Below are 22,183 nucleotides of genomic sequence, written 5' to 3'. Positions count from 1 at the left end.
TCACTCAAGCACATCGTACATTGGAAAAAATTGGGGAAAAAATATGAATAAAAAATTTTTTACCATCCTGTTAACCTCACTCACGCTGGCCACCAACGCGTCGTCAATGATTCCGCTCTGGAGCGAATTAGTGAGTATCGTCAAATGCAACAACCATCCTGCTTTGCGAGCGCTCATACAAACCAATTTAGCGCAAACTAAATTCAATCTTGCTAACATGCAGCATTTTAATACGGGCATATCGCCGCTCCACAGTGCCGCTCAACTTGGCCATGTTGAATGCTTATCAACCCTTCTTGAAGAAGGAGCACTCGTTAACATTGCCGATCATTTTCAACACACACCACTGCACTATGCCGCGCATGAAGGAAAAGTTGAATGCGTAAAAGAACTTATAAAACACGAAGCATACGTTAATTGCCAAAACAGGTTAAAACAAACACCCCTTCATTTGGCAGCCATCAAAGGCCATGATGCTTGTGTAAAAATATTAGTCGAAAACGGAGCCAAAACAATGGCTTTTGATGAAAGCGGCCAAACCCCCGCAGTAGTAGCAGCAAAACATGGCCATACACAACTTGCAGAAATATTGACACTGATTGCTCGCCAAACACAGCAGCCAATCAATCCGCTTCCCAAAGCACGTAGATTTCCATTCGGTAAGTTTTCGATTGGAAAAAAATCATGAATAAAAAACTTGGGCTACTTTTAGTCGCCCTCGCTTTCACTACCAGCGCCACGATGAACGCGCTGATGTCAAAACAGCTGTTCACATTTTTTCGCACAGCTATTTTACATAATCAGGCTGACAGTCTCAGATTGCTGCTCAAAGGATCTGGTATCAATGCTATCAATGTTAACGTTCAGCATTGGAAGACTGGCGAAGGACCACTCCACTGGGCTGCCGAGCGCGGCAACGTTGAAAGCCTGCGAGTACTGCTCGACCATGGTGCAAAAATTGATTGCAAAGCAATATCGCATGGAAAAACACCACTTCATAAAGCTGCCTTGGGCGGCCATCATACATGCGTAGCAGTACTTTTAGACCGTAGAGCTCCCATTGAGGCTGTAGATGATGACGGCAGAACAGCACTCCATCTTGCAGCGGCACGTGGCAGGGTTGACTGTGTACTGACACTTTGTAAAGCCAACGCCAACTGGCAGGCAGAAGATAATAAGGGCCGTACACCTGGACAACTTGCTCTTTCCAATGGCCACCTCGCCCTTGCAGATTTCTTAAGAAAGCCGGTATAGATCATGAACAAGAAATTTTTAGCATCATTTTTAGTCGCCCTCGCCTTCACCACCAACGCGCTGCCAATGATGCCTTATGCTGAAGCTGCAGACCAATTAACCATTGAATGTGATAATTATAGCGCCACCTACCCGCTACACCACGCAGCTTACGCTGGCATGCTCAACACCTTACAAAAATTACTCGAAGGTAAAAAGTATGGCATAAATCACCTCGATGATCGTGGACGCACCCCACTTCAATTTGCTGCTCGTTTCGGAAGAGCTGAATGTTTAAAACAATTACTTGATGCAAAAGCAGATGCAACGATAGCCGATAGCCAGGGCTACACGGCACTTCACTGGGCGGCTGAAATGGGACATGCTGGATGCATACAACAATTGTTCATAAACAGAACAGCGTTAAATGTTGAAGCTCAAACAATAAGCAATGGTTACACCCCACTCCACCTCGCGCTCATTAACGGCAACGCTGCGTGTGCACAAAGACTTGTTAAATTCGGGCTTGCTAGTCTGACCATGATGGTGAGAGACGGCGATTTTGCCAACCACACGCCTTTAATGATCACTAAAACACACTGCTCAGACTTGGTGCCACTGTTGGAACAGGAACAAAAAAATCGTGAGTCAACATTACACTATCAGCCACATGAAATGTATGACTACGAAAACGATGAATCCAATTACTTTGTTGATTGTTGTTTTTCATTTTTTATGAACATGGAACAAAATTATGAATAAAAAACTCGGACTACTTTTAGTCGCCCTCGCTTTCACCACCAACGCGCTGCCCATGGGAAGAAGCGACTCTTTGGTAGCAAAATATCCACTGCATGATGCGGCACGCCTTGGCAAACTCGATACCTTACAAAAATTACTCAACAGTAACGTGTATGACATAAATCAAGCCGACGATCGCGACCTTACCCCTCTTCATGCTGCTGCGCTTAACAACCACCCTACCTGCGTAGCTGAACTTATTAAACACGGTGCCAACAAAGACGCTCTTGCCACCGATAATGGCTATACACCGCTCCACTTGGCTGCACAGAGCAGCCACTATGCATCTGCCGAAATACTTGTCAAAAATGGTGCAGATATTACACTTGGCGTTCAGTCAGGAACGTTTAAAGATTACACCGCAAAGGATTTAGCAAATTTCAAACGCAACCACCCTCTCCTCGATCTTTTAGAAGCACAAGAAACTGAAATAATTATCGATCACGAAGCGAAAGAAGAAATACCAAGCGCATCAATTAATCAAACGACAGAAGAACATCTCGAAACACAAACTCAATCAGCAGGCACAAGCTATGACTGGAGCTGCATCATCACATAAACACACTGACATACAACTTTATGGAACCTAATTAATCATGAACAAAAGCGTTATAGCACCATTTTTAATCACCATGACACTCATCGCTAACGCAATACCCGCAGCAGAGCCTGAGTTCCCTGATCAAACGCTTCACTATTTCGCTCGTATCGGCGATGATATAAAACTATACAAGCTACTCCAGACCGGAAAGTGCGACGTCAACAAACCAGATGCGCTCGGTTCTACCCCGCTTCATTATGCCGCCCAAAATGGCCATCGAGAATGTCTAGAACTTCTTCTTCACCAAAAAGAAGTCAACATGGATGCTTTCGATGAACACGGTTTTACACCACTACACTGGTCAGTTATGTACGATCATCCTGACTGCGCACGCCTTTTGTTAGCACATAACGTCGACATCCGCTTAGTAATACAAAAAGGGGCATTTGTTGGCAAAACAGTTGAACAACTTATCAAAATCAAAGGACACAAAAATTTTGAAAGTTTTTTAAAAAAAGAAGGTAATAAAAAAGAACAAGAAATAAACAAAATCAATAAATACGTAGCAAACATGAAAGGGACACTATTTCATAAAAACAACAACTAAAAGCGCTTCATTACGCGCACTATCTGTATACACAACAAGTGCCACTATATTTTTTTTGAAAGATTTCAGACCATGTACAAAAAGGTATTCACCTCGTTTTTTTAACACTTGCACTCATCTCAAACGCCAATCCAGCAGCACAAGCAATATTTGATTGGTTTAACGTTAATCACAAAGACAGCAAGGGCCAAACCGCTCTTCATAGAGCCGCTTCAAATGGCGCAACCCTACGCGCACAAGCCATTCTATTTTTAGGCGCTAACATTGAAGAATGCGATAATGAAACAAGAACACCTCTTTATTACGCAGCTGTGTATGGCAACGAAACCGGCAACAACTCATGCGCCGACATGCTCATAACTGAGTACGATGCCGATATCAACGTACTCCTTGAAGAAGAAGATTTACATAATTGGGTAGCAGAAACTATTCATAGAATTGCAGGCACTGAGGAAGAAGAAGAAGAAGAAGAAGGGGTTGAAATATGGAATCCCGATACTGATTCAGATAACGATCAAGATCAAAATTCTGAAAGTGATTCAGAAGCACATTTTTAGTCCATAACTACATAAAAAATATTCCACGGTGCGGCGTTAAACCGCACCATTTTTTTAAGAGAAATTATGAAAAAGTTATATGTCTTCTTATTTTCAGTAGCAATTGCATTCACGACAAAAGTTAACCCATCACCACTTCATGAGGCAGTAAAAAAAAACAACATAACTTCTCTTATCAGCCTCATCGACACACAAAAATACAACGTTAATGAATTTGACGAAGAAGGCTTTACTCCTTTGCATTATGCTGCCTTGCTTGGCTATCTCGCATGCACACATGTTTTGGTTGATAATGGAAAAGCAGATATTGATCTTATCGTTGAACATGGGCCGTATGTCGGCAACTCTGCCAAACGACTTGCTCAACGAGCAAAAAAAACAGATATTGTATCTTTTTTAAAAGCAAAAAAAATGCAAGAATCGTTTGACAACTGCGATTGTCTTGGCTTGATAGCATGGGTTATTTCGTAAGATTATAAACACAACAGAAAGAGTAGATCATGAACAAAAAATTTTTTGGACTATTTTTAGCAGTACTTGCTTTTGTAACAAATGCCACACCGGCAACAGAACGACCAGCCATCTTTGTATATGAAACCAACGGCATTATCCTCATAGCCATACCGACCGCAGAGCGACCATGTATCTTTGTATATCGCGCGATAAAATGTGGCATTACCCTCGAAAAAATAATATATGCAGATGATCAAGACAGCGAAGGAAAAACACCTCTTCATCACGCCGCCATTTCAGGAAACATTAAAATTACAAAAAAACTTCTAGAAATTAAGGCAGACGTTGAAAGCACTGACAACACAGGAAAAACGCCACTTTTTTATGCCGCTTTGCACGGCAAAGAAACCGGCAATAATACATGCGCTGATTTTTTGATCATTAAAGGCAACGCTGATATGAGCGTACTTCAGGAAGAAACAGAATTGCAAGGGTGGGTAACAGGAACAAAGCAACGGCTCGGGCTGAATGACAATCAAAAACAGATTGAAATAGGTCATTGTCTTGGGCTGTGTCTTTTTTCGTAAACAAAGATTGTATGAAAAAAGCAGAAATTGTAAAAAACAAAAAATCAAAAAAAGAAATAAAGCTTATTAAAAAAAGACTTTTTTCCACCGAATAACCTCAGCACTTGTAACCAACCTCAAATCAGTGTACATTCGTAACATCTTGAGAAAAGCTTCACAGTTCAAAGAATCTATGGTGGCAGTACATGACTAACGCAACACAAAACTCCCTGAACTTAGCTCGCAAATGGCGCCCACAAAACTTTTCCCACGTGGTGGGCCAAGAGATCCCCATTCGCATGCTCAAAAACAGTTTATACTTACAAAAATATTTTCCGGTTTATTTATTTGCCGGCCGGCACGGCTGTGGTAAAACATCAACCGCTCGCGTTTTTGCTGCCGCCCTCAACTGCCTACAACTACCACGCTTTCAAGAACAACCAGTTGGCAACGAAGTTCCCTGCCTTGCCTGCACATCATGCACGGCCATGATCCGCGGCAACCACCCCGACTTTATTGAAATTGACGCCGCCTCAAATACCGGCGTAGACAATGTCCGCCAAATTATTGAAACTGCTTCCTACGTGCCACTTTTTGGCCAAAAGAAAGTCTACCTGATCGACGAAGCACATATGCTCAGCAAGGCGGCCTTTAACGCCTTTTTAAAAATTTTAGAAGAACCACCCGCAACGGTGCTCTTTATTTTGGCAACAACCGAATTACAAAAAATTCCAGAAACAGTTTTATCTCGCTGCTTCCAACTCACCTTTTCTGCCATCAACAACGTTTCTTTGCAAGACCACCTGCGGGCGATTTGCACGCAAGAAAAAATTAGCATTGACGATGAAGCGATCCAAATTCTGGTTGAAGAAACCGGTGGCTGTGCACGCGATGCCATCAACCTGCTTGAACAAGTCCGTTTTTCAAGTAGCCACATCACCGCCGACGAAGCACTGCGCGTTTTGGGCAAAGTAAGCAATACCGTTGGCTTAACGCTCTTTGAGCTGGTGCTTGACCGCAAACCAGAACGCATCATTACCTATTTACAAGAAATTTCATTTCATAGCATCGCCCCACTCACGCTCTGGCACTTACTGGTTACACTCTGCCGAGCCGTTTTGTGGACAAAATATGGCGTTACCACCATCCCCAACTCATTCAGCAAGCAGCATGAAGCTTTGGCCGCACAGGCGGAAAAATGCTCTCTCAGCAGACTTCATGCCATCATGCAGCTGCTCTTGAGCCAGGAAGCACTGTTTCAGCAAACTAGCCAAAAACATACCTTTTTAGAAATCATCTTGCTGCAGCTGTGCGAACAAACGACAACCCCAGAAAATAAAAACGTTATCAAAAACGACCCGTCAAGCGATCATCATACTGGACCGAGCACTCACTCAGCCAAAGCCAGTCACGCCACTCCTACTCCAAATATAAAAAGCACTGAACCCGCTCCTCTGGCAAGAAATGAGGGCCAGGCCAAAGCCACCGTTGAAAAAAGCGAAACCAAGCTGGTCGTGACCATCCCTGTTGACAGCTCGGTAGAAAATAGCGAAAAATGGAAGGCGTTTGTTGAAAATGTCTTGGCTAAAAGCGATGACCAGCTCTTAAACTCCATTTTGATGCAAACACGGTTTTTGGGCAATGACCGAGCAAGTGGCTCCATAACCATCAAGTTGAGCAGCAACAGCAACTTCTTTAAAGAAAAAATTAAAGAAAGTGCGACACTGTGGCAAGGGTACCTCAAACAACATTTCGACTATTTTACCGGGTTCAATTTTGCGCACAACGCCGAGCCAGTCAGCCCAAAACCGGCACCAAATCTCAGCCCAACCATCGACCCGGCCAGCATTAAACCGGCAGCTCCTACCCAGGCAGCCAAGCCTGTCTACCGCCAATACAATGCCCCGGCCTCAAAACAAGGCCCGGCTTTAGAGGCATTTGATGTACAGGACAAAGAGAAATGGCCCGTGGCAAACTTGCTTACCAGCCATTTTCCGGGTACAATAAAGAAGACTAAACTCTCTCATTAAATTCTTAATTACATTCTGACTTTAAAGCAGTAAGGACCTGGTAAGCAATGAATAAAAAGGTAAAGTACCCAACGGTTGTATTAGTTGGTAGAACGAATGTTGGTAAATCAACATTATTTAACCGCCTTGCAAGCGAACAAAAAAGTATCGTATTTGAACGCGAAGGCGTCACCCGCGACTATATCGAAGAAAAAATTACGTGGGCAGACAAAACCTTTAAACTTATTGATACCGGCGGTTTTGAATTTAAACGCAATATGACGGAAATCGAAACGCGTGTTCAAGAAAAGGTTTTGAAACTTCTCGACAATGCCTCGTTGCTGCTGTTTGTCTGCGATGGCAAAAACGGCCTTACGCAAGGCGACCTGCATATTGCTAAAATTTTGCATCGCACCAAAAAGCCGGTTATCGTCATCATCAACAAAGCAGACAACCGCCGCGCACTTGAAGATAACATGTCGGAATTTTTCGCCTTAAGTTTTGATGAGCTGCTTCCTGTATCAAGTATCCACGGTACCGGTATCGGTAGATTGCTTGAACGCATCACCGACATCGTCCCACAGCCAACCGAGATCGAAGGCGAAGTACCACGTTACAAAATGGTTATCATTGGTAAACCAAACGTTGGTAAATCATCGCTCATGAATTTATTGCTCAAACAAGAACGTTCCATTGTGTCGCCAGTTGCCGGCACGACGCGTGAACCAATTAGCGAAATGCTCCAGTACGCTGACGAATTGATTCAATTGGTCGACACTGCCGGTGTTCGCAAAAAAAGCCGCGTTGACGATGAACTTGAACAGCTCATGGTTAAAAGTTCAATGGAAGCAATTCGCGAAGCAGACGTTGTTTTGTTGATGATTGATGCGTCTGAAGGTAAAATATCCGACCAAGAATTAAAGCTGCTTTTTTACGTGTACGAAGTTCACAAACCAGTCGTCATTTTGTACAACAAAACCGACTTAATCAAAGAAGACGATTACACCAAATCATTGCTTTTAAGCAGCCAAGCAGAATATAATTTTGTGTTGAAAAAGACACCACAAATTAACATTTCGTGCCTTTCCAAAAAAAATCTGCACAAAGTTATTGATAACGTCAATGCGTTAGTTAAGCGCTGTGGACAAAGCTTTAACTCAACTGAACTTGATGAATTTGTTAAAGAAAACTTAAGTGCTAAGCCAATGTATCACAAACGAATTTTACTCAGACTTTTCAAGATTCGTAATGTTCCCGCACAAATTCCAACGTTTGTACTGCATGTTAACTACCCAGAATTTTTTGGACCAACGCAGCTTGGATTTATCGAAAACATTATTCGTTCACGATACGATCTTAAAGGCTGTCCAATCCAATTTAGCGTAAAAAAAGTATAACGTATGAGCCTGGCGCTTTCGGTTGTTGCCTTAAGCCAACAATTTGGCTCCAAACAGATTTTGTACGATATTTCGTTCAATGCTAAAAGTGGTGTTGTAACCGTTTTACTAGGCCCCAATGGCGCCGGTAAAACCACGCTACTAACCACTATCATGGGCCTGAACACTGCACCAACGGCAGATCTTACACACAAAAAAAATATCGTTGCTCTTGATCATGAAATAATCAATGGTTGGCGCGTCGATCAACGCGTCAACCGTGGTCTCGTTTACTTGCCACAAAGCAGCTCACTATTCCAAAGCATGACCGTACAAGACAACCTGAACCTTGTTTATGCATATCATTCATACTGGCATAACAAAACCAAAACAGCATTTGAAGCTGAACGTAATGAGTGGCTTGAACAAACACAACTGATGCACAGCTTGCCACAAAAGGCAGGCGTTTTATCTGGCGGGCAAAAACGCAAACTTGAAGTAGTGCGTGCTCTATTAATGCATCCAGAGCTTATTTTATTCGACGAACCATTCGCTGGAGTCGATCCAAAATCAATTTACGAATTAAAAAAAATATTTACAGATATGGCTAAATCTGGTATTGGTATAGTGGTTTCGGATCATCATGTTGACCAGCTTTTGTCGATAGCAGATGTGGTTTATGTCATCATGCAAGGACGTGTTGTAACATCAGGCACCATCAAAGAAATCCTTGCAAACAAAGACACTCAAGAACGCTATCTCGGAAATCAGTTTTATAGTGAAATTGCAGAGAGATTTTTGTAAAAGAAGATTATGAAAAGGCAACTATGAACATCAAAATTTCCTTCCAGAACATGGAACATTCAAACCCACTCGAAGAGCATGCTCGTGAAAAATTAGCAAAATTAACTCACGTGCTTGAAAATGCTGAAAATATGCATCCATTTAATATCGAGTTTCACTTACGCGCCAACAAACTTCATCCTCATCACGAAGCACACCTGCACGTAAAAACATCACAGTTTGATCTGAATGCGCAAGAAGAAGGTACCGATATGTACATCGTGGTTGATAACACAATTGATACCATGGTTGCGCTCTTGAAAAAAGAAAAAGAAAAAAAGAACGACAGAAATCGTAAGTTTGAAAACGAAAAAAACAAATTCGGTTCAGACAAATTCTAATAACCACAAAAGACCAATAGTGCTTTGACCAACAAGGGAAAAACACCAACTAATAATGCTGCTCCCGCGCTAAAACGCATTATGACCCAACCAACAGGCAAGGCGGGCACCGGGCGCACCAGAAATAAGCCAAGTATCAAAAACAGCAGCGCTTCAAGCGGAAAAAACAATGTACGCGGCATAAACCTGGTGGTAAGTAAAAGACAACCAACAAAACCAAAAAGACGCACCTGGCAAAGCCACTCAAAACTCCGCTGCGTGGTTGTAGTAGCCATCATACCTAACGATGTTGCTACAACCACCAGCAGAATCAGCAAATATAACAACCAACACCAATTTTCGTTCACTAAATCAGTTACCGCATAGCGCAACCGAACAAGCATGCGCGCGACAGGATCTAATACAAAAGAAGTTTGATCTGGCAGCAATAGCTGCCCCCTCTTGGTCGCAGACGCAAGGCCACTCGATGCCGCTACATCACAAACCCGCACACCACTACGAGCGGGTGCCTGGCTTATTACCTGACCACCTGCCAACGGCAACCTAAGATAATGGCACGTGTGCCGGCCCCGAGGATCTAAAGAAACAAAACTGACATATAATGTGGTCTTGTAAAAATCAGACCCAAAGAGTTGGGCCGCGCTATTAAAGGCAAGCCGCAACGTCAGGCGGAGGGGTGCCTGTACCACCTTTTTGTCTGCCCGCAAGGCCACAACATGCCGCACCACTGGCTCATGGGCCGTCTTAAAGCCTTTGATGATAACTCCCTCATAATCAAGAGAGCAAAGCAAAGAATCGTAATAAATAAGCTCATCAGCCCTCGACAAGCGGATCTGCAACTTAATGCGCTGCGTGGCAATAATGCGCGTAAGATCACTTTCAAGCCCCCCTGTTGCAGTACGCACATGGCCTGAAAAAAGAAAAAAAAATAAAAAAATTACCGACCCAACTCTTTTTTTTATCATATATTTACCAAAACTATTTATTTTCAATTAGAAAATATTGTAAGATAGTGATGTAGAAATCTGAATTAAATTAAAAAAAAGGGACAAACCATGAGCTTTATACACACCATAAAATTATTTCCAACGCTCCTTTTTATGCTCGTTTGGAGCATACCGCAGGTTATGGCTTCTAACCAAGGATTGGTTAAAAAAAATCCAAAACTGACCATCGTTATCGTAGTTGACCAGTTCGCGCATCACTTCATCACCAAACTCAAACCACACCTGAATCATGGCATTAAAATACTGCTCGAGCAAGGCCTTTGCTACGACAACGCCTGCCATCCGCACGCTATTCCCGAAACGTGCCCAGGCCATAGTTCACTAAGTACCGGTACCACACCAACCTACCACAGCATTACCGGTAACCGCTGGTACAACAAACATGGCAAAGCGATAGAGTGTATAAAAGATGAAGGCACGGCAAGCCCCGCCAACGTTTTTAAAGATCAAGAAACAACCTATAAAGATTTAAAACGCTCGTCCAGCAACATCATGGTCGATGCCTTTGCCGACCAATTTGTCCTTTCATCGCCAAACGATAAGCGCAATATCGCTATCTCACTTTCCATAAAATCCAAGGCCGCCATGGCAACCGCTAACCGCCTGGGCAAGGCCATTTGGTTTGACGACCTGACCGGTCGCTTTACCTCAAGCAAACAATATTATGAAAAGCTGCCCGATTGGCTTGAAGATTTTAACGAAAAACATGCCCCAACCAAGCTTGATGAAGTGCGCTGGGAAACTCTCTATCCCCGCGACAGCCAGGCCTACAATTTTCCGTTTATCGATAATTATGATTACGCCGCTTTAAAAACTCGGCTCATTTCAGACAACGCAATCCCCATTGATCGCACCAACAAAAGCCCGTACGATCTGTACAACAAAACGCCTCATGCAAACCAGCTACTGTTTGATTTAGCAAAAAACTGTATTGACAATACTATTGAGCCACAATCGCCCAATAACATGATCATGTGGCTCTGCTTGAGTAGCCTTGATCTGCTTGGGCATTTTTATGGCCCTGATTGTCTGGAAGCGATCGACATGATCTACCGCCTCGATCAACAAATTCAAGATTTTATGTTGTACGCACAATATAAAATGGGTAAAGAGAACGTACTATTTGCACTCACGGGCGACCACGGCATCCAACCAATCCAAGAGCTTTCGTATCAAAAAGGTATTAAGCAGGCACGACGCGTGATGGTTCAACCACTGATTGAAAAAATGAATGCTTTTATTGCTGAAAAATATGACGTTGAAAAGGTAGTTCAAGCCTTTGAATCAACCTATTTTGTGCTCAGCAAAGAACAAACAGAAACGCTCACGGTTGAAGAAAAAAATGCCATCCTGGCAGATCTTAAAGATATCTTGTTGCAAGAGCCTGCCATCAAGCGCGTGTGGACGCGCGACGAGCTGGAAAAAGCAACGTTTAGACCTGAAGATATTGAAAGTTATTATAAAAACCATTTGTACGATTCGCGGATGGGCGACCTGATTATCATGCCACAGCCCTACTGCCTGATCACGCGGTATCCAAAAGGCTGCTCGCACAACACCCCGTACGATTACGATACGCATGTGCCGCTCATTCTCTACCAGCACGGGCGCTTTGCGCCACAAACTATTAAGCAAAAAGTTTATATTCCCCAGCTCCCCACCACGCTTTCTTACCTGCTGGGCGTTGTACAACCATCGGCCGGCACCTATCCCGTACTGCCCGGTATTTTTGACGAGGTAAAGCCATGATTAAAAAAATTATAAAGAGCCTAACGGCCGTCATGATCATCAGCATTTTGGTGACGTGCGTGCATCCCAGCCTACGCCCTGACGTGGCTACGACTGGCAAGCCAGCCCAGACAAATCAAAAAAAACCAAAACTCGTACTCATTTTTGTGGTCGACCAACTCGCCAACCACTACATGACCATGCTCAAGGACTACGTTAACTTCGGCTTAAAAAAGCTCATAGAAAACGGCATAAGCTTTCAGCGCGCCAACCATCCGCATGGCTCGCCAGCAACCGCAACCGGGCATGCAACGTTGAGCACGGGCACCTGCGCCAAAGACCACGGGTACATTTTAAATGCCTGGGCAGACGCCAACGGCAACAAGGTACGCGCAACGCAAGACGAAAGCTCCGACGCTGCCGTGTTTGGCCGCACCGGAACCATGAATTACAATGCGTCAGCAAAACTTTTGATGGTCGACACCTTGTCAGACCAGCTGGTTGCACAATCAACACCAGACAGCAAAAACGTTGTTTTTTCCTTGTCATTCAAAACACGCGCCGCCATTGCCATGGCTGGTAAAGCGGGCCAAGCAATTTGGTTTAACGACGAAGACAATATTTTTACCACCAGCAAAGCTTATTGCAAAGAAATGCCTGAATGGCTCAAATCTTTTAACGAACGTAACGACGTTGCAAAAATAAAAGAAATAGACTGGCCGCTCTGCCAGCCAGAAGACCATGAAATGTACCAACAGTTTACTAATCAGGATTATCGCTTTGCCGGCACCACGTTGCGCTTGGCGGGCAACAAAACACCGCTCAATTTTGGCCAACGTGACACCACCAACAAGTATGATACGCCCCACCTTTTCCAACGCACACCCATGGCCAATGGCCTGCTGGCAGATTTGGCAAAGGAATGTATCGACAAGCATTTCGAAAAAGATAACGACGACACGCTGGTAGTCTGGGTCGGTTTTTCAGCGCTGGACAAAATTGGCCATATCTTTGGCCCCAACAGCCTTGAAATTATCGACACGATTTGTCATTTGGACAAACAACTTGAAGATTTAATGAACTACGCCGAAGGTAAAGCAGGCGCTGAAAATGTGCTGTTTACGCTCACGGCCGACCATGGTGTTTCGCCAATCCCTGAACAAATGCGCGAACGCGGCTTTGGCTTTGTAACGCGCTTGTTTAATGACGACCTGGTAAAAGACATGAACAATCTGGTTGAAGAAAAATATAACGTCAAAAATATTATCCAAACGTTTAAAACAACCATGTTTTATCTGAATAAAAAAGCACTCGCAACGGTTGATGAAAAGAAGCAAGAACTTATTGTTCAAGAGTTAAAAGATTATTTAGAAAGTAAGCCGGGCATTCGTAAAGTGTTTACGCCCAAAGAATTAATTGAATCAACCTTTGCTCCAACCTCGTTTGAATATTTGTATCAGAACCAAACGTATGTCGGCAGAACGGGCGACTTGGTCTGCATGCCGCACATGTACTCGTTTATTGCCAGACGCGTGAACGGCACCAAGCATACCACGCCGTACGACTACGACACGCACGTGCCGCTTATTTTGTATCAAAAAGGTATGTTTGAAAAAAAACAAATTACCGAAAGAGTTTCCACAACGCAACTAGCACCAACGTTGGCAAAGATTTTAAAAGTCAACAAGCCATCAGCATCAACACGCGATGTGTTGCCAGGAGTTTTTGAGAAAAAAGATTAGTTTTATATATCTATTAATCAAACTGAAGAAGGAGTTTTAGCATGAAATTTATGAAGTATTTAGCATTTGCGGTGCTCGCACTGAGCATGCAAAGCTCTGTTGAGGCAAGTGCAAGAAGTAGTCGTTTTCCAGCTTCACCGCCACCATCCATGATCGGCACCGAGAGTCACCAGCCGGCAAGTACTTCGGCTGCATACGCACGAAGTAAGGGCGCACAAGGACTTGGGCTTAGCCCAGAAGGACCGAACAAATACGTCAGCCCTTTCTCTGCTCATCAAGGTTCAGCACCAACACTTCAACATGAACGCGCAACTACAGATCCACACCACCCAGATTATTTAGGAGTTGGCGACCCAACAGCTGCAATACTTGGTAGAAGACCTTCGACTTCTAAAAAAGATAGCGCATATGTAAGCCCTTTTTCTTCTCATCAAGGTTCAGCACCAACACTTCAACATGAACGCGCAACTACAAATCCCCACCACCCAGATCATTTAGGAGTTGGCGACCCAACAGCAGCGATACTTGGTAGAAGATCTTCATCATCAAATTTACCAAAACGTGAATATAGAACTTCTCACACCCCAGCCGTAGCACAAGTCCAACAATCACCACAAAGACCAAGCTTCTTCTCAAATTTCAAAAGCAACGTGCAAAACGTACGAGGCATTTTACAACCAAGTTATAGAGCTAAGCAAGAAGTAAAGCAGGCAAAAAAGAATGTCGTTTCATTGACAAATCAACGAGATCGAATTCGCGAACAAATTAGACAAGAAGGCAATCAGAAACCAGAAAGCGATCCACGTTTTATAGCGGCCCAAAATAAAGTTTTAGCTGGTACATTAGATCGCGAACTCAAAGTCTCACTCGCGAATAAATCCATTAGCAAACAAGAATTAACAGCAATTCAAAGCAATGACGCATCAGTAAGCCTGCAAAAAGAACGCTTAGGTTCTGTTGACTTTTCAAAAATGTGATTTGAGTGCATGATAACACCAACAAAAAAAACGAGTTTATTAAAAACTCAAAAAGGCGTTATCATGCAAAGAGAGTATATCACAAATGAAGCGTGGCGGAAAATATATCAGTTTCTTAAAAAGAAAAAGGTATTTATGTTAGAAATGAAGGTCTTTGTAAGAGGTTCATAGTGGGTGTGTATTGGATTTTAAAAACAGGCGCTCAATGGCGAGAACTGCCTGACCGTTATGGCAACTGGAATAGCGTATTCAAGCGATTTGATGTGTGGAGTAAAAAGAAAATTTTTGAAAAATTGTTAACATTTTGTGCTGACGACCCCGACCTTGAATACGTCATGATTGATGCCACAATAGTAAGATCGCATCCTTGCGCAGCGGGTTATGGCAAACAAAGTGAAGAAGGCTTGGGAAGAAGTAAAGGTGGTTTTACTACAAAAATTCATGCGACAGTGGATGCCTTGGGCAACCCACTAAAAATTATAATAACTCCTGGTCAAAGAAATGACATAACGCAAGCTGAAACCCTGCTCAAAGCAACCCAAAATTCTTGTGTGATAGCCGACCGAGGTTATGATTCTGATGCATTACGAACTTTGTTAAATAATCAAAATGTACGGTTGTTATTCCGCCTCGATCTAACAGAAAGATTCAGTATGAATATGATGAGCATCTTTACAAAGAAAGACATCTCGTTGAATGTTTTTCTCTAAAATCAAACACTTCAGACATGTCTTTTCTCGCTTTGACAAAAAGGCCCAGAATTACTTATCGTTCGTTTCTTTTGTTGGAGCAATTTTATGGTTACGATGAAAAGTCAACAGAACCTAGAGAACTTAAGAAATATCAGACAAAATGATCAAAAGATTGATCGTCTAAAAGCTGCTATGAAAAAAGGAGCCAACACGCCAGAAGAGGCTGCAAAATTAATGCAAGATATAGCAGCCGCTTCAGCTGATGACAAGAAATATCACGATCAAAATAAGAAACTCTTTACCCCACCAGCAAAACCGGCTGCAGTTCAAACGCCAGAACCAGTAGCGCCGATTAAACCGATAGCGCCAACAAGAGAAACCGACGAACAAGCTCACATTCGCATAGCAAAAGAAACGGGAATGTCGCCAGATAAAATTAAATTAGACAATAGCTCAAGCAGACCAGCCCCTGGATCGCGAGAAGCGGGATTAACAGAATCGAATTTTATGAACTAAAATTTCTAATTATTTTAAATCTTAAGATTATCATTCACAGGATTTACGGGGATGCTATAAAAAAGCGTCCCCTCTTTCATTTTCTACCGCGCTTTAAATCTTCACAAATTAGCCAGGCCTCTGAAGCCGTTCGTTCTGCGTGTCCGTCGAAGCTCAAAGAGCGAAGTCGGAAGCTTGTCGAAGAATTTGAACGGCTCCATTAGTAAAAAATAAGTGAAAGCTTGGGCAAAAGCACATATGCGAACCGAAACTATTTTTTTACTCAAAGTCCGACTGGCTTCGCTCTAAAAAAAGACCCCAGCCATTTTTACTGTTTTTGAAACGCCCTTCATTTTTTCAAACGACGAATGAGCCACGCCATTTCCCAAATAAATGTCGGACAAGCCATAAAATGTCGCCCAGATCGCCACAATTTGCAACAATGTGCTAATTTGGCAATCAAGGTACAAATTAGCACAAGTTTTTATTGCGGGCTCAAAAATACCGTGCTACATTTAACATAATCGAATATCTATAAAAATTTGGGAGACCGCCATGATATTTAAAAGAACCATAACACAAGCCCTGTTGCGCTATGCCAAGTTCCCCGTTGTTGGCCTGTTTGGCCCTCGACAATCCGGAAAAACCACACTGGTTAAGGATATTTTTAACAACCATAAATATCTTAACTTTGAAGAACCAGCCATCCGCACCTTTGCTCAAGAAAACCCACAAGGTTTCTTACGTGAGTTTGAGAATGATCATGGTATTATTTTGGATGAATTTCAGTATGTTCCTGAAATTTTGTCGTACATTCAACTTGATGTAGATACAAAGATCGACCTGGTTATTTTGTTTTGACTGGCTCACAAAATTTTTTAATGAATCAAGCAGTCACGCAATCGCTTGCTGGGCGCATTGGCATCTTGACACTACTACCGCTTTCTATCCAAGAACTCAAAGCAAGCACACTTCTAAACGATAACGTGCACAGCGTTATTTTGTCTGGCGCCTACCCACGCATTTATGCCAAAACTATCGCACCGGAAGAATTTTATCCTTCCTACATTCAATCATACGTTGAGCGCGATATCCGCCAACTGGTCAATGTTGAAAATTTACATACCTTTCAACGTTTTATGCAATTGTGCGCAGCGCGCGTTGGGCAACAATTAAATATTTCTGACCTAGCAACACAATGCAGCATTGCACAAAAAACCGTACAAAGTTGGCTTTCAATCCTTGAAGCAAGCTATATTATTTTCTTACTCAATCCATATTACAAAAATTTTAGTAAGCGCATCGTAAAAACACCTAAACTTTATTTTTATGATACTGGCCTTGCCTGCTCATTGCTCAATATCCGTTCAAGCGAAGAACTTGCGCTCAGCTCATTTCGTGGGCCACTTTTTGAATGCCTCATGATTGCTGATTTGTTTAAGGAATATTTTAGCAGAGGCTTGAAAGCGCCGTTGTACTACTGGCGTGACGCGAACGGCCGCCTAGAAGTTGATTGTCTTGTCGACCAAGGCACCAAGCTCACCCCGATTGAAATTAAATCAAACGAAAAAATTGATGATGGCTATTTCAATAACCTCACCAAATTTCAGGAAATAGCCGAATCAACACCCGTGCATAATTATGTTCTGTATGCCGGCATGCATAAGCAAGCGCGCACAGCAGGAACTATTGTTGGATGGCAAATGGCACACGAATTAATCGATTTGATATCTACATCAAAATGACGAGCAAGCCGCGCCATTTCCCGTAGAAATGTCGGACAAGCAAAACTATTGCTTTTAAACTCCCCACATTACTACACTTGAACGAAGCAAGCACTTTTTACCACCAGTTGCTCAATTGCCTTTTTGACCCAAAGCGTTACGATATGAGTTAAAGGTAACGCCACATGTTACCTTTAACTCATACTTGATATATTTTAACTGGATTCAAAAAATGGAAAAAAATAATATTTTAAACATATTGCGATCATCCGGCACCGTTTTTTCTTTTAAAGAAATCCTTTTGGCTTCGAATGAAAAAAAACCAGCGCTGCTCAAACGACGTTTACATTACTATGTTCAACAGGGCGAGCTTTATGCCATTCGCCGCGGGCTTTACGCAAAAAATAAAGATTATGATCGACTTGAACTAGCAACTAAAATTTTTACGCCAGCATACATAAGTTTTGAAACCATTTTGGTTGAAGCAGGCATAGTGTTCCAATATTATAAACGTATTTTTGTTGCCAGCTATCAAAGCAAAGATATTATGTGCGATGGTCATGAGTATTCATTTCGCAAAATTAAAGATACCATTCTTACCAACAAAGCCGGTCTTGAAGCAAGAGATCGCTATCATATTGCCTCAAAAGAGCGAGCGTTTTTAGACGTCCTTTATCTCAATAAAGATTATCATTTCGATAATCTAGCACCACTTGATTTTGACAAAGTATTAGCGTTGCTGCCAGTCTATAACAACAAACGCATGACCAAAAAAGTGCATGCTTTCATTAAAGCATTTAAAGAAGGTAGGATTTAATTATGACGCTCGAAACAAGCACTCACCACAATAAGCTCATTCACATTTTAAAAGATATCTATACGAATCAATCCATTGGTCCCTTCTTGGGTTTTAAAGGTGGTACCGCTGCCTATTTGTTTTATGATCTGAGTCGATTTTCAGTTGATTTAGATTTTGATTTACTTGATCCAACGGAGGAAAAACAAGTCATGGAACACGTAAAAACGATTCTAACAAAATATGGAACCATTAAAGAAGCTCGCGAAAAGCGATACAGTCTTTTTTTCCTTCTTTCTTATCATGATAAACTTCACAATGCTTATAATATTAAGGTTGAGATAAATCGCCGAAGCTTTGGCTCTTGCTACGCTCTCAAAACATATCTTGGCATTCCTATGAAAGTTATGATCAGAGAAGATATGGCTGCCCACAAGATGGTTGCCATGATTGAACGTATCGGAAAAACAAATCGTGATATTTTTGATACATGGTTTTTTTTACATAATCACTGGCCCATCAATGCTGAAATTATTGAGAAAAGAACCGGCCTTTCAATAGAACAATTTTTACAAAAATGCATTACGGAACTTGAAACAATAAGTGATCGTGGCATCTTATCTGGCCTTGGAGAATTGCTTGATACCAAACAGAAAGCTTGGGCAAAAACACACATGCGAACCGAAACTATTTTTTTACTAAAAGTCAGACTGGCTTCGCTTTAAAAAAAAATGGAAGGGAGATTTAGAATGAAGTTAAAAAAATATGCACTACTCATGCTGCTTATGCTGAGCATGCAAAGCTCATGTGCAAATGCCATGTCAAAACTATTCAATCGTCGAACTGCATCAGAACCAAGCCAACCCATTGATAGAGCAAGCGTTGCACGCAAAGCTGGTGGCAAAGGCATAGGACCTGAAGAACCAGCATCAACCAAAAGACCAAGTTTTTTTAATACGACAAAAAACAAAGTAATTACTTTTATTAACCCACGCAGCATGACAATAAGCAAACCTGAATTTGTAGAAATAAAACCAACACCAGCGGCAAGCTACACGGCAGCAACGCATCAATCATCAGAAAAAGCAACTACGCCAAGCTACGGACAGCCTTCAACAAGCAGAGGCCCCGCAAGATTTCGCACCTCAAACACACCCCGCCCAGGCATGCCAACACCAACGCCACCGTTAACGCAAAGACCTAGCGAACCACCATTACCAACAAGCCCATCACCACAAGCATCAATCGATCAAGCAGCAAAATTCAGAGCAACCGCAGAAAAACCTTCAAAACCAATCCAGCCAATCCCTCTCTCTCCAGAAAGACAAGCTATCAACACAAAATTTGCCGAAAAAAGAAGCGGGCTTGATGCAATTGTTGAAGATAATGCAAAACAACGAGCCGATCTTGAAAACGCGAAAGACTCACGACAAAAACAAAAAAAATTAGACAAACTTAATAAAAATTTCGATGCTGCTCTCGGGGAATTTGTTATCACCCACGAAGCGGCAAAAGCTATTCCAGAACCAGCAAAAACCCCAGACCAACCAACAACTACTCACACAAAAAAAACACCAGAAGACTTGAAACAAGAATTTAAACATAGCGAAAAAGAATACCTTGCAAAAAAAGCAAAATTCGAACAAGCAATGAGAGAAATAGACAGCTATGAACAATCTAACCAATCAACACACAACGTTAAAGAATATAAAAAGATTATACTTAACGAATATATGGCCGGTTTTAAGAATTATAATGAAAAAAAATCTGCATACGAAGCATCTAAACTTTCATCGCCAGCACAACAACCCGAAAAAACGCCAGCTCAACCAACACCAAAACCAGTAGCCCCACCAGCGCTATCAACATCCGTTGCTTCAGCAAAATCGGCACAACGGGCAGCAAAAAAAGCTGCTCAGTTGGACCAAGACCTTCAAGCCGCACTCAAAGATGGCGCCATCGGCGCTGAGGAACACAAAGCAATTCAAGGCGATGGGGCTTCTGTTACAAAACAAGCAAAACGCCTTCAACTTTTGAAAGATATTAAACAAAATAATGCAGAAATAGAAAAATTTGAAAAAGAGTACAAAGCAAATCCAGACAATATACTTTTTGTAGGTCTTTTGAATAAGCGCTACGATAAACGCGCAGAACATGAAAAACAACAGGCAATACTTTTTGCCCCTTCAAAAGAAGCAAAAAAAGCAGCTCAAGAAACACCCGCAGCAGAAGCAAAACAAGCAAGCTACCCAAGCTTACAGCAACCAGCTCAACCAGCAGCACCACCACTACATAAAAAAGATCAAGCGCGCATAACATCAGCACAAGCAATCGTCGAACAAGCTCAAGCTGACCATGACGCCAAACAAAAAGCGTTAGCAGCAGCACAGAAAAAAGTAGAAGAATTAGATGCTCAAAAAAGAACAAAAAGAGACCTGAGTGATTCAGCTGGCACTAAATTACTTCAAAAATATATTGCCGCCGAAAAAGAAGCTTTTAAGCTGCAAGGACCGGCCAAGCAAGCAGCCGCCAAACTCAAGCACGCAAACACCGAATTAGATAATACAAAGAAGCTGCCAGATCTTATCGACAAAGCGGTAAAAGATGGCGCCATCACGCCAGAACAAGCCAAGGCGCACAGAAAGAGCACTGCACCAGCTGACAAAATTATCAGTCGTCTTGAAATGGCACAAGCTATTAAAAAAACTGACGCGGAGATAGCAGGATACAAAGCAACCATCTCTAACAAAAATAATGCAAGACCAGAAGCCGTTGCGCGCGCAGAAAGATTACTTAAAGTCGCACAACAAAAACAAATCAGCAATAAAAACACCCTCAAGATACGCCATGAATTAACGCCTGAAGAAATAGCAGCACAAAAACCAGCAGATAAAAAACTAATACAACCAACAGCTCCAACAGCACGCCCAAGCATAACAACCCCTGAACAACAAAAAGACACTACTCGTATTGCCGCAGCAGAAGCAAAATTAAAACAAGCCGAAACCGACAACGCGAATAAACAAAGTCAAAAAGCAAATGCTCAAGCAATGCTGGCATCACACAAAGAAGGGCTCAATGATCCAGAAAACCCGCTTTACGCCATTTATCGCAATCCTGATAAGTCGTTAACACCAGAAGGCAAACGGGTTGAAAATCAAATAAAACCTCTGGAAGCCAAGTTGGCAGCAATAGAAAAAGCACAACAACAAGTCGTACAATCACAACGAGAAGTAGAAAGCGCCAAGGCATTACCAAGCCTCATCGACCAAGCAATTAAAGATGGCGTTATTACTAAAAAACAAAGCGCTGCGTTTCGAGACAACGTTGCTCCTGCGGACAGAATTTTTGATCGCTTGAATATCGAAATCAAAATAAAAGAAACAAACCAGCAAATAGCCAATCTCAAAAAAGAGGCACAAAGTAAAGATAAAGATCTTGCAGCTCAAGCAAAAAGTGAGTTGGCACCAGCGCAAACACAACAAGCAGTAAATAAGGCCGAACGCAAAAGGCTTTCAGCACTAACGCCTGAAGAACAGGCCAAATATGACCAAGAATTAAAGGACCAGCTCGGTCTTTGATAATCAGTTTTTGAACTTTTATAGAATTTTCGGGGGACGCAGCAATGCGTCCCCGCCCCCCCCGCCAATAAAATTATATTTGTATAAATTATTGCTTTTTTATCAACCAATGAA

22 protein-coding genes and 1 pseudogene are annotated in these 22,183 nt (G+C 42.3%); 22 read left to right on the top strand and 1 reads right to left on the bottom strand.

What is annotated here, in order from left to right:
* Positions 1-43 precede the first annotated feature (43 nt).
* From IPF37_06400 to raiA, 12 genes are all read left to right on the top strand, one after another.
* Positions 44-688, top strand: coding sequence for an ankyrin repeat domain-containing protein (locus IPF37_06400; protein QQR49146.1), 645 nt, complete (start codon positions 44-46; stop codon positions 686-688).
* Positions 685-1,254, top strand: a complete 570-nt coding sequence (locus IPF37_06395) for an ankyrin repeat domain-containing protein (GenBank protein ID QQR49145.1) — start codon at positions 685-687, stop codon at positions 1,252-1,254. The genes IPF37_06400 and IPF37_06395 overlap by 4 nt, the downstream gene beginning before the upstream one ends.
* Before the next feature lie 3 nt (positions 1,255-1,257).
* A complete protein-coding gene (locus tag IPF37_06390; protein ID QQR49144.1) occupies positions 1,258-1,995 on the top strand; it encodes an ankyrin repeat domain-containing protein in 738 nt (245 codons plus the stop codon).
* Positions 1,988-2,593, top strand: coding sequence for an ankyrin repeat domain-containing protein (locus IPF37_06385; protein ID QQR49143.1), 606 nt, complete (start codon positions 1,988-1,990; stop codon positions 2,591-2,593). The genes IPF37_06390 and IPF37_06385 overlap by 8 nt, the downstream gene beginning before the upstream one ends.
* Before the next feature lie 37 nt (positions 2,594-2,630).
* Positions 2,631-3,182, top strand: coding sequence for an ankyrin repeat domain-containing protein (locus IPF37_06380; GenBank protein ID QQR49142.1), 552 nt, complete (start codon positions 2,631-2,633; stop codon positions 3,180-3,182).
* A gap of 62 nt (positions 3,183-3,244) precedes the next feature.
* Positions 3,245-3,739, top strand: a complete 495-nt coding sequence (locus IPF37_06375) for an ankyrin repeat domain-containing protein (GenBank protein QQR49859.1) — start codon at positions 3,245-3,247, stop codon at positions 3,737-3,739.
* A 66-nt stretch (positions 3,740-3,805) separates the two neighbouring features.
* Complete coding sequence (locus IPF37_06370) at positions 3,806-4,210, top strand: ankyrin repeat domain-containing protein (GenBank protein QQR49858.1); 405 nt, start codon at positions 3,806-3,808, stop codon at positions 4,208-4,210.
* A gap of 29 nt (positions 4,211-4,239) precedes the next feature.
* Positions 4,240-4,779, top strand: a complete 540-nt coding sequence (locus IPF37_06365; GenBank protein QQR49141.1) for an ankyrin repeat domain-containing protein — start codon at positions 4,240-4,242, stop codon at positions 4,777-4,779.
* A 185-nt stretch (positions 4,780-4,964) separates the two neighbouring features.
* Positions 4,965-6,788: a DNA polymerase III subunit gamma/tau gene (gene dnaX / locus IPF37_06360; protein ID QQR49140.1), complete on the top strand. Its 1,824-nt coding sequence runs from the start codon at positions 4,965-4,967 to the stop codon at positions 6,786-6,788.
* Positions 6,789-6,835: 47 nt separating this feature from the next.
* Complete coding sequence (gene der / locus IPF37_06355; GenBank protein QQR49139.1) at positions 6,836-8,164, top strand: ribosome biogenesis GTPase Der; 1,329 nt, start codon at positions 6,836-6,838, stop codon at positions 8,162-8,164.
* Between the two features lie 3 nt (positions 8,165-8,167).
* Positions 8,168-8,947, top strand: a complete 780-nt coding sequence (locus IPF37_06350) for an ATP-binding cassette domain-containing protein (GenBank protein ID QQR49138.1) — start codon at positions 8,168-8,170, stop codon at positions 8,945-8,947.
* Between the two features lie 23 nt (positions 8,948-8,970).
* Positions 8,971-9,327, top strand: coding sequence for a ribosome-associated translation inhibitor RaiA (gene raiA, locus IPF37_06345; protein ID QQR49137.1), 357 nt, complete (start codon positions 8,971-8,973; stop codon positions 9,325-9,327).
* Here the strand turns inward: raiA and IPF37_06340 are convergent.
* Entirely contained in the window at positions 9,324-10,292 is a 969-nt protein-coding gene (locus IPF37_06340) for a hypothetical protein (protein ID QQR49136.1), read from the bottom strand. The genes raiA and IPF37_06340 overlap by 4 nt on opposite strands.
* Positions 10,293-10,382: 90 nt before the next feature.
* Here IPF37_06340 and IPF37_06335 point away from each other — a divergent pair, with 90 nt between their 5' ends.
* The 10 genes and pseudogenes from IPF37_06335 (at position 10,383) to IPF37_06290 (ending at position 22,069) form a co-directional block, all read left to right on the top strand.
* Complete coding sequence (locus IPF37_06335; protein QQR49135.1) at positions 10,383-12,083, top strand: alkaline phosphatase family protein; 1,701 nt, start codon at positions 10,383-10,385, stop codon at positions 12,081-12,083.
* Entirely contained in the window at positions 12,080-13,804 is a 1,725-nt protein-coding gene (locus IPF37_06330) for an alkaline phosphatase family protein (protein ID QQR49134.1), read from the top strand. Before IPF37_06335 ends, IPF37_06330 begins: the two co-directional genes overlap by 4 nt.
* Positions 13,805-13,845: 41 nt before the next feature.
* On the top strand, positions 13,846-14,781 hold the full coding sequence (locus IPF37_06325) for a hypothetical protein (protein ID QQR49133.1): 936 nt from the start codon (positions 13,846-13,848) through the stop codon (positions 14,779-14,781).
* A gap of 63 nt (positions 14,782-14,844) precedes the next feature.
* Positions 14,845-15,591 (top strand): annotated as a pseudogene (locus IPF37_06320) (IS5 family transposase).
* Complete coding sequence (locus IPF37_06315; GenBank protein ID QQR49132.1) at positions 15,588-15,989, top strand: hypothetical protein; 402 nt, start codon at positions 15,588-15,590, stop codon at positions 15,987-15,989. The pseudogene IPF37_06320 and the gene IPF37_06315 overlap by 4 nt, the downstream one beginning before the upstream one ends.
* A gap of 534 nt (positions 15,990-16,523) precedes the next feature.
* Complete coding sequence (locus IPF37_06310) at positions 16,524-16,829, top strand: AAA family ATPase (protein ID QQR49131.1); 306 nt, start codon at positions 16,524-16,526, stop codon at positions 16,827-16,829.
* Between the two features lie 20 nt (positions 16,830-16,849).
* Positions 16,850-17,713 carry a DUF4143 domain-containing protein gene (locus IPF37_06305; protein ID QQR49130.1) on the top strand — a complete coding sequence of 288 codons (864 nt, stop codon included), beginning with the start codon at positions 16,850-16,852 and terminating at the stop codon, positions 17,711-17,713.
* 211 nt (positions 17,714-17,924) lie between these two features.
* Complete coding sequence (locus tag IPF37_06300) at positions 17,925-18,509, top strand: hypothetical protein (protein QQR49129.1); 585 nt, start codon at positions 17,925-17,927, stop codon at positions 18,507-18,509.
* A 2-nt stretch (positions 18,510-18,511) separates the two neighbouring features.
* Complete coding sequence (locus tag IPF37_06295) at positions 18,512-19,213, top strand: nucleotidyl transferase AbiEii/AbiGii toxin family protein (GenBank protein ID QQR49128.1); 702 nt, start codon at positions 18,512-18,514, stop codon at positions 19,211-19,213.
* 24 nt (positions 19,214-19,237) lie between these two features.
* The gene (locus IPF37_06290; protein ID QQR49127.1) at positions 19,238-22,069 is read left to right on the top strand and encodes a hypothetical protein; all 2,832 of its coding nucleotides are present in this window, start codon (positions 19,238-19,240) and stop codon (positions 22,067-22,069) included.
* Positions 22,070-22,183: the final 114 nt, after the last annotated feature.

The sequence above is a fragment of the bacterium genome, assembly GCA_016699045.1.
GTDB lineage: Bacteria > Babelota > Babeliae > Babelales > RVW-14 > AaIE-18.
The sequence above is the reverse complement of the archived record's forward strand: the minus strand, read 5'-3'. Positions and strand labels throughout refer to the sequence as shown.

Excerpts from the sequence above, each read along its gene's own strand:
- IPF37_06295 (QQR49128.1), top strand. The coding sequence starts at position 18,512 with ATGACGCTCGAAACAAGCACTCACCACAATAAGCTCATTCACATTTTA.
- IPF37_06370 (QQR49858.1), top strand. The coding sequence starts at position 3,806 with ATGAAAAAGTTATATGTCTTCTTATTTTCAGTAGCAATTGCATTCACG.
- raiA (QQR49137.1), top strand. The coding sequence starts at position 8,971 with ATGAACATCAAAATTTCCTTCCAGAACATGGAACATTCAAACCCACTC.
- IPF37_06330 (QQR49134.1), top strand. The coding sequence starts at position 12,080 with ATGATTAAAAAAATTATAAAGAGCCTAACGGCCGTCATGATCATCAGC.
- IPF37_06390 (QQR49144.1), top strand. The coding sequence starts at position 1,258 with ATGAACAAGAAATTTTTAGCATCATTTTTAGTCGCCCTCGCCTTCACC.
- der (QQR49139.1), top strand. The coding sequence starts at position 6,836 with ATGAATAAAAAGGTAAAGTACCCAACGGTTGTATTAGTTGGTAGAACG.
- IPF37_06395 (QQR49145.1), top strand. The coding sequence starts at position 685 with ATGAATAAAAAACTTGGGCTACTTTTAGTCGCCCTCGCTTTCACTACC.
- IPF37_06290 (QQR49127.1), top strand. The coding sequence starts at position 19,238 with ATGAAGTTAAAAAAATATGCACTACTCATGCTGCTTATGCTGAGCATG.
- IPF37_06380 (QQR49142.1), top strand. The coding sequence starts at position 2,631 with ATGAACAAAAGCGTTATAGCACCATTTTTAATCACCATGACACTCATC.
- IPF37_06315 (QQR49132.1), top strand. The coding sequence starts at position 15,588 with ATGAAAAGTCAACAGAACCTAGAGAACTTAAGAAATATCAGACAAAAT.
- IPF37_06300 (QQR49129.1), top strand. The coding sequence starts at position 17,925 with ATGGAAAAAAATAATATTTTAAACATATTGCGATCATCCGGCACCGTT.
- dnaX (QQR49140.1), top strand. The coding sequence starts at position 4,965 with ATGACTAACGCAACACAAAACTCCCTGAACTTAGCTCGCAAATGGCGC.
- IPF37_06350 (QQR49138.1), top strand. The coding sequence starts at position 8,168 with ATGAGCCTGGCGCTTTCGGTTGTTGCCTTAAGCCAACAATTTGGCTCC.
- IPF37_06305 (QQR49130.1), top strand. The coding sequence starts at position 16,850 with ATGAATCAAGCAGTCACGCAATCGCTTGCTGGGCGCATTGGCATCTTG.
- IPF37_06335 (QQR49135.1), top strand. The coding sequence starts at position 10,383 with ATGAGCTTTATACACACCATAAAATTATTTCCAACGCTCCTTTTTATG.
- IPF37_06340 (QQR49136.1), bottom strand. The coding sequence starts at position 10,292 with ATGATAAAAAAAAGAGTTGGGTCGGTAATTTTTTTATTTTTTTTTCTT.
- IPF37_06310 (QQR49131.1), top strand. The coding sequence starts at position 16,524 with ATGATATTTAAAAGAACCATAACACAAGCCCTGTTGCGCTATGCCAAG.
- IPF37_06325 (QQR49133.1), top strand. The coding sequence starts at position 13,846 with ATGAAATTTATGAAGTATTTAGCATTTGCGGTGCTCGCACTGAGCATG.
- IPF37_06385 (QQR49143.1), top strand. The coding sequence starts at position 1,988 with ATGAATAAAAAACTCGGACTACTTTTAGTCGCCCTCGCTTTCACCACC.
- IPF37_06365 (QQR49141.1), top strand. The coding sequence starts at position 4,240 with ATGAACAAAAAATTTTTTGGACTATTTTTAGCAGTACTTGCTTTTGTA.
- IPF37_06400 (QQR49146.1), top strand. The coding sequence starts at position 44 with ATGAATAAAAAATTTTTTACCATCCTGTTAACCTCACTCACGCTGGCC.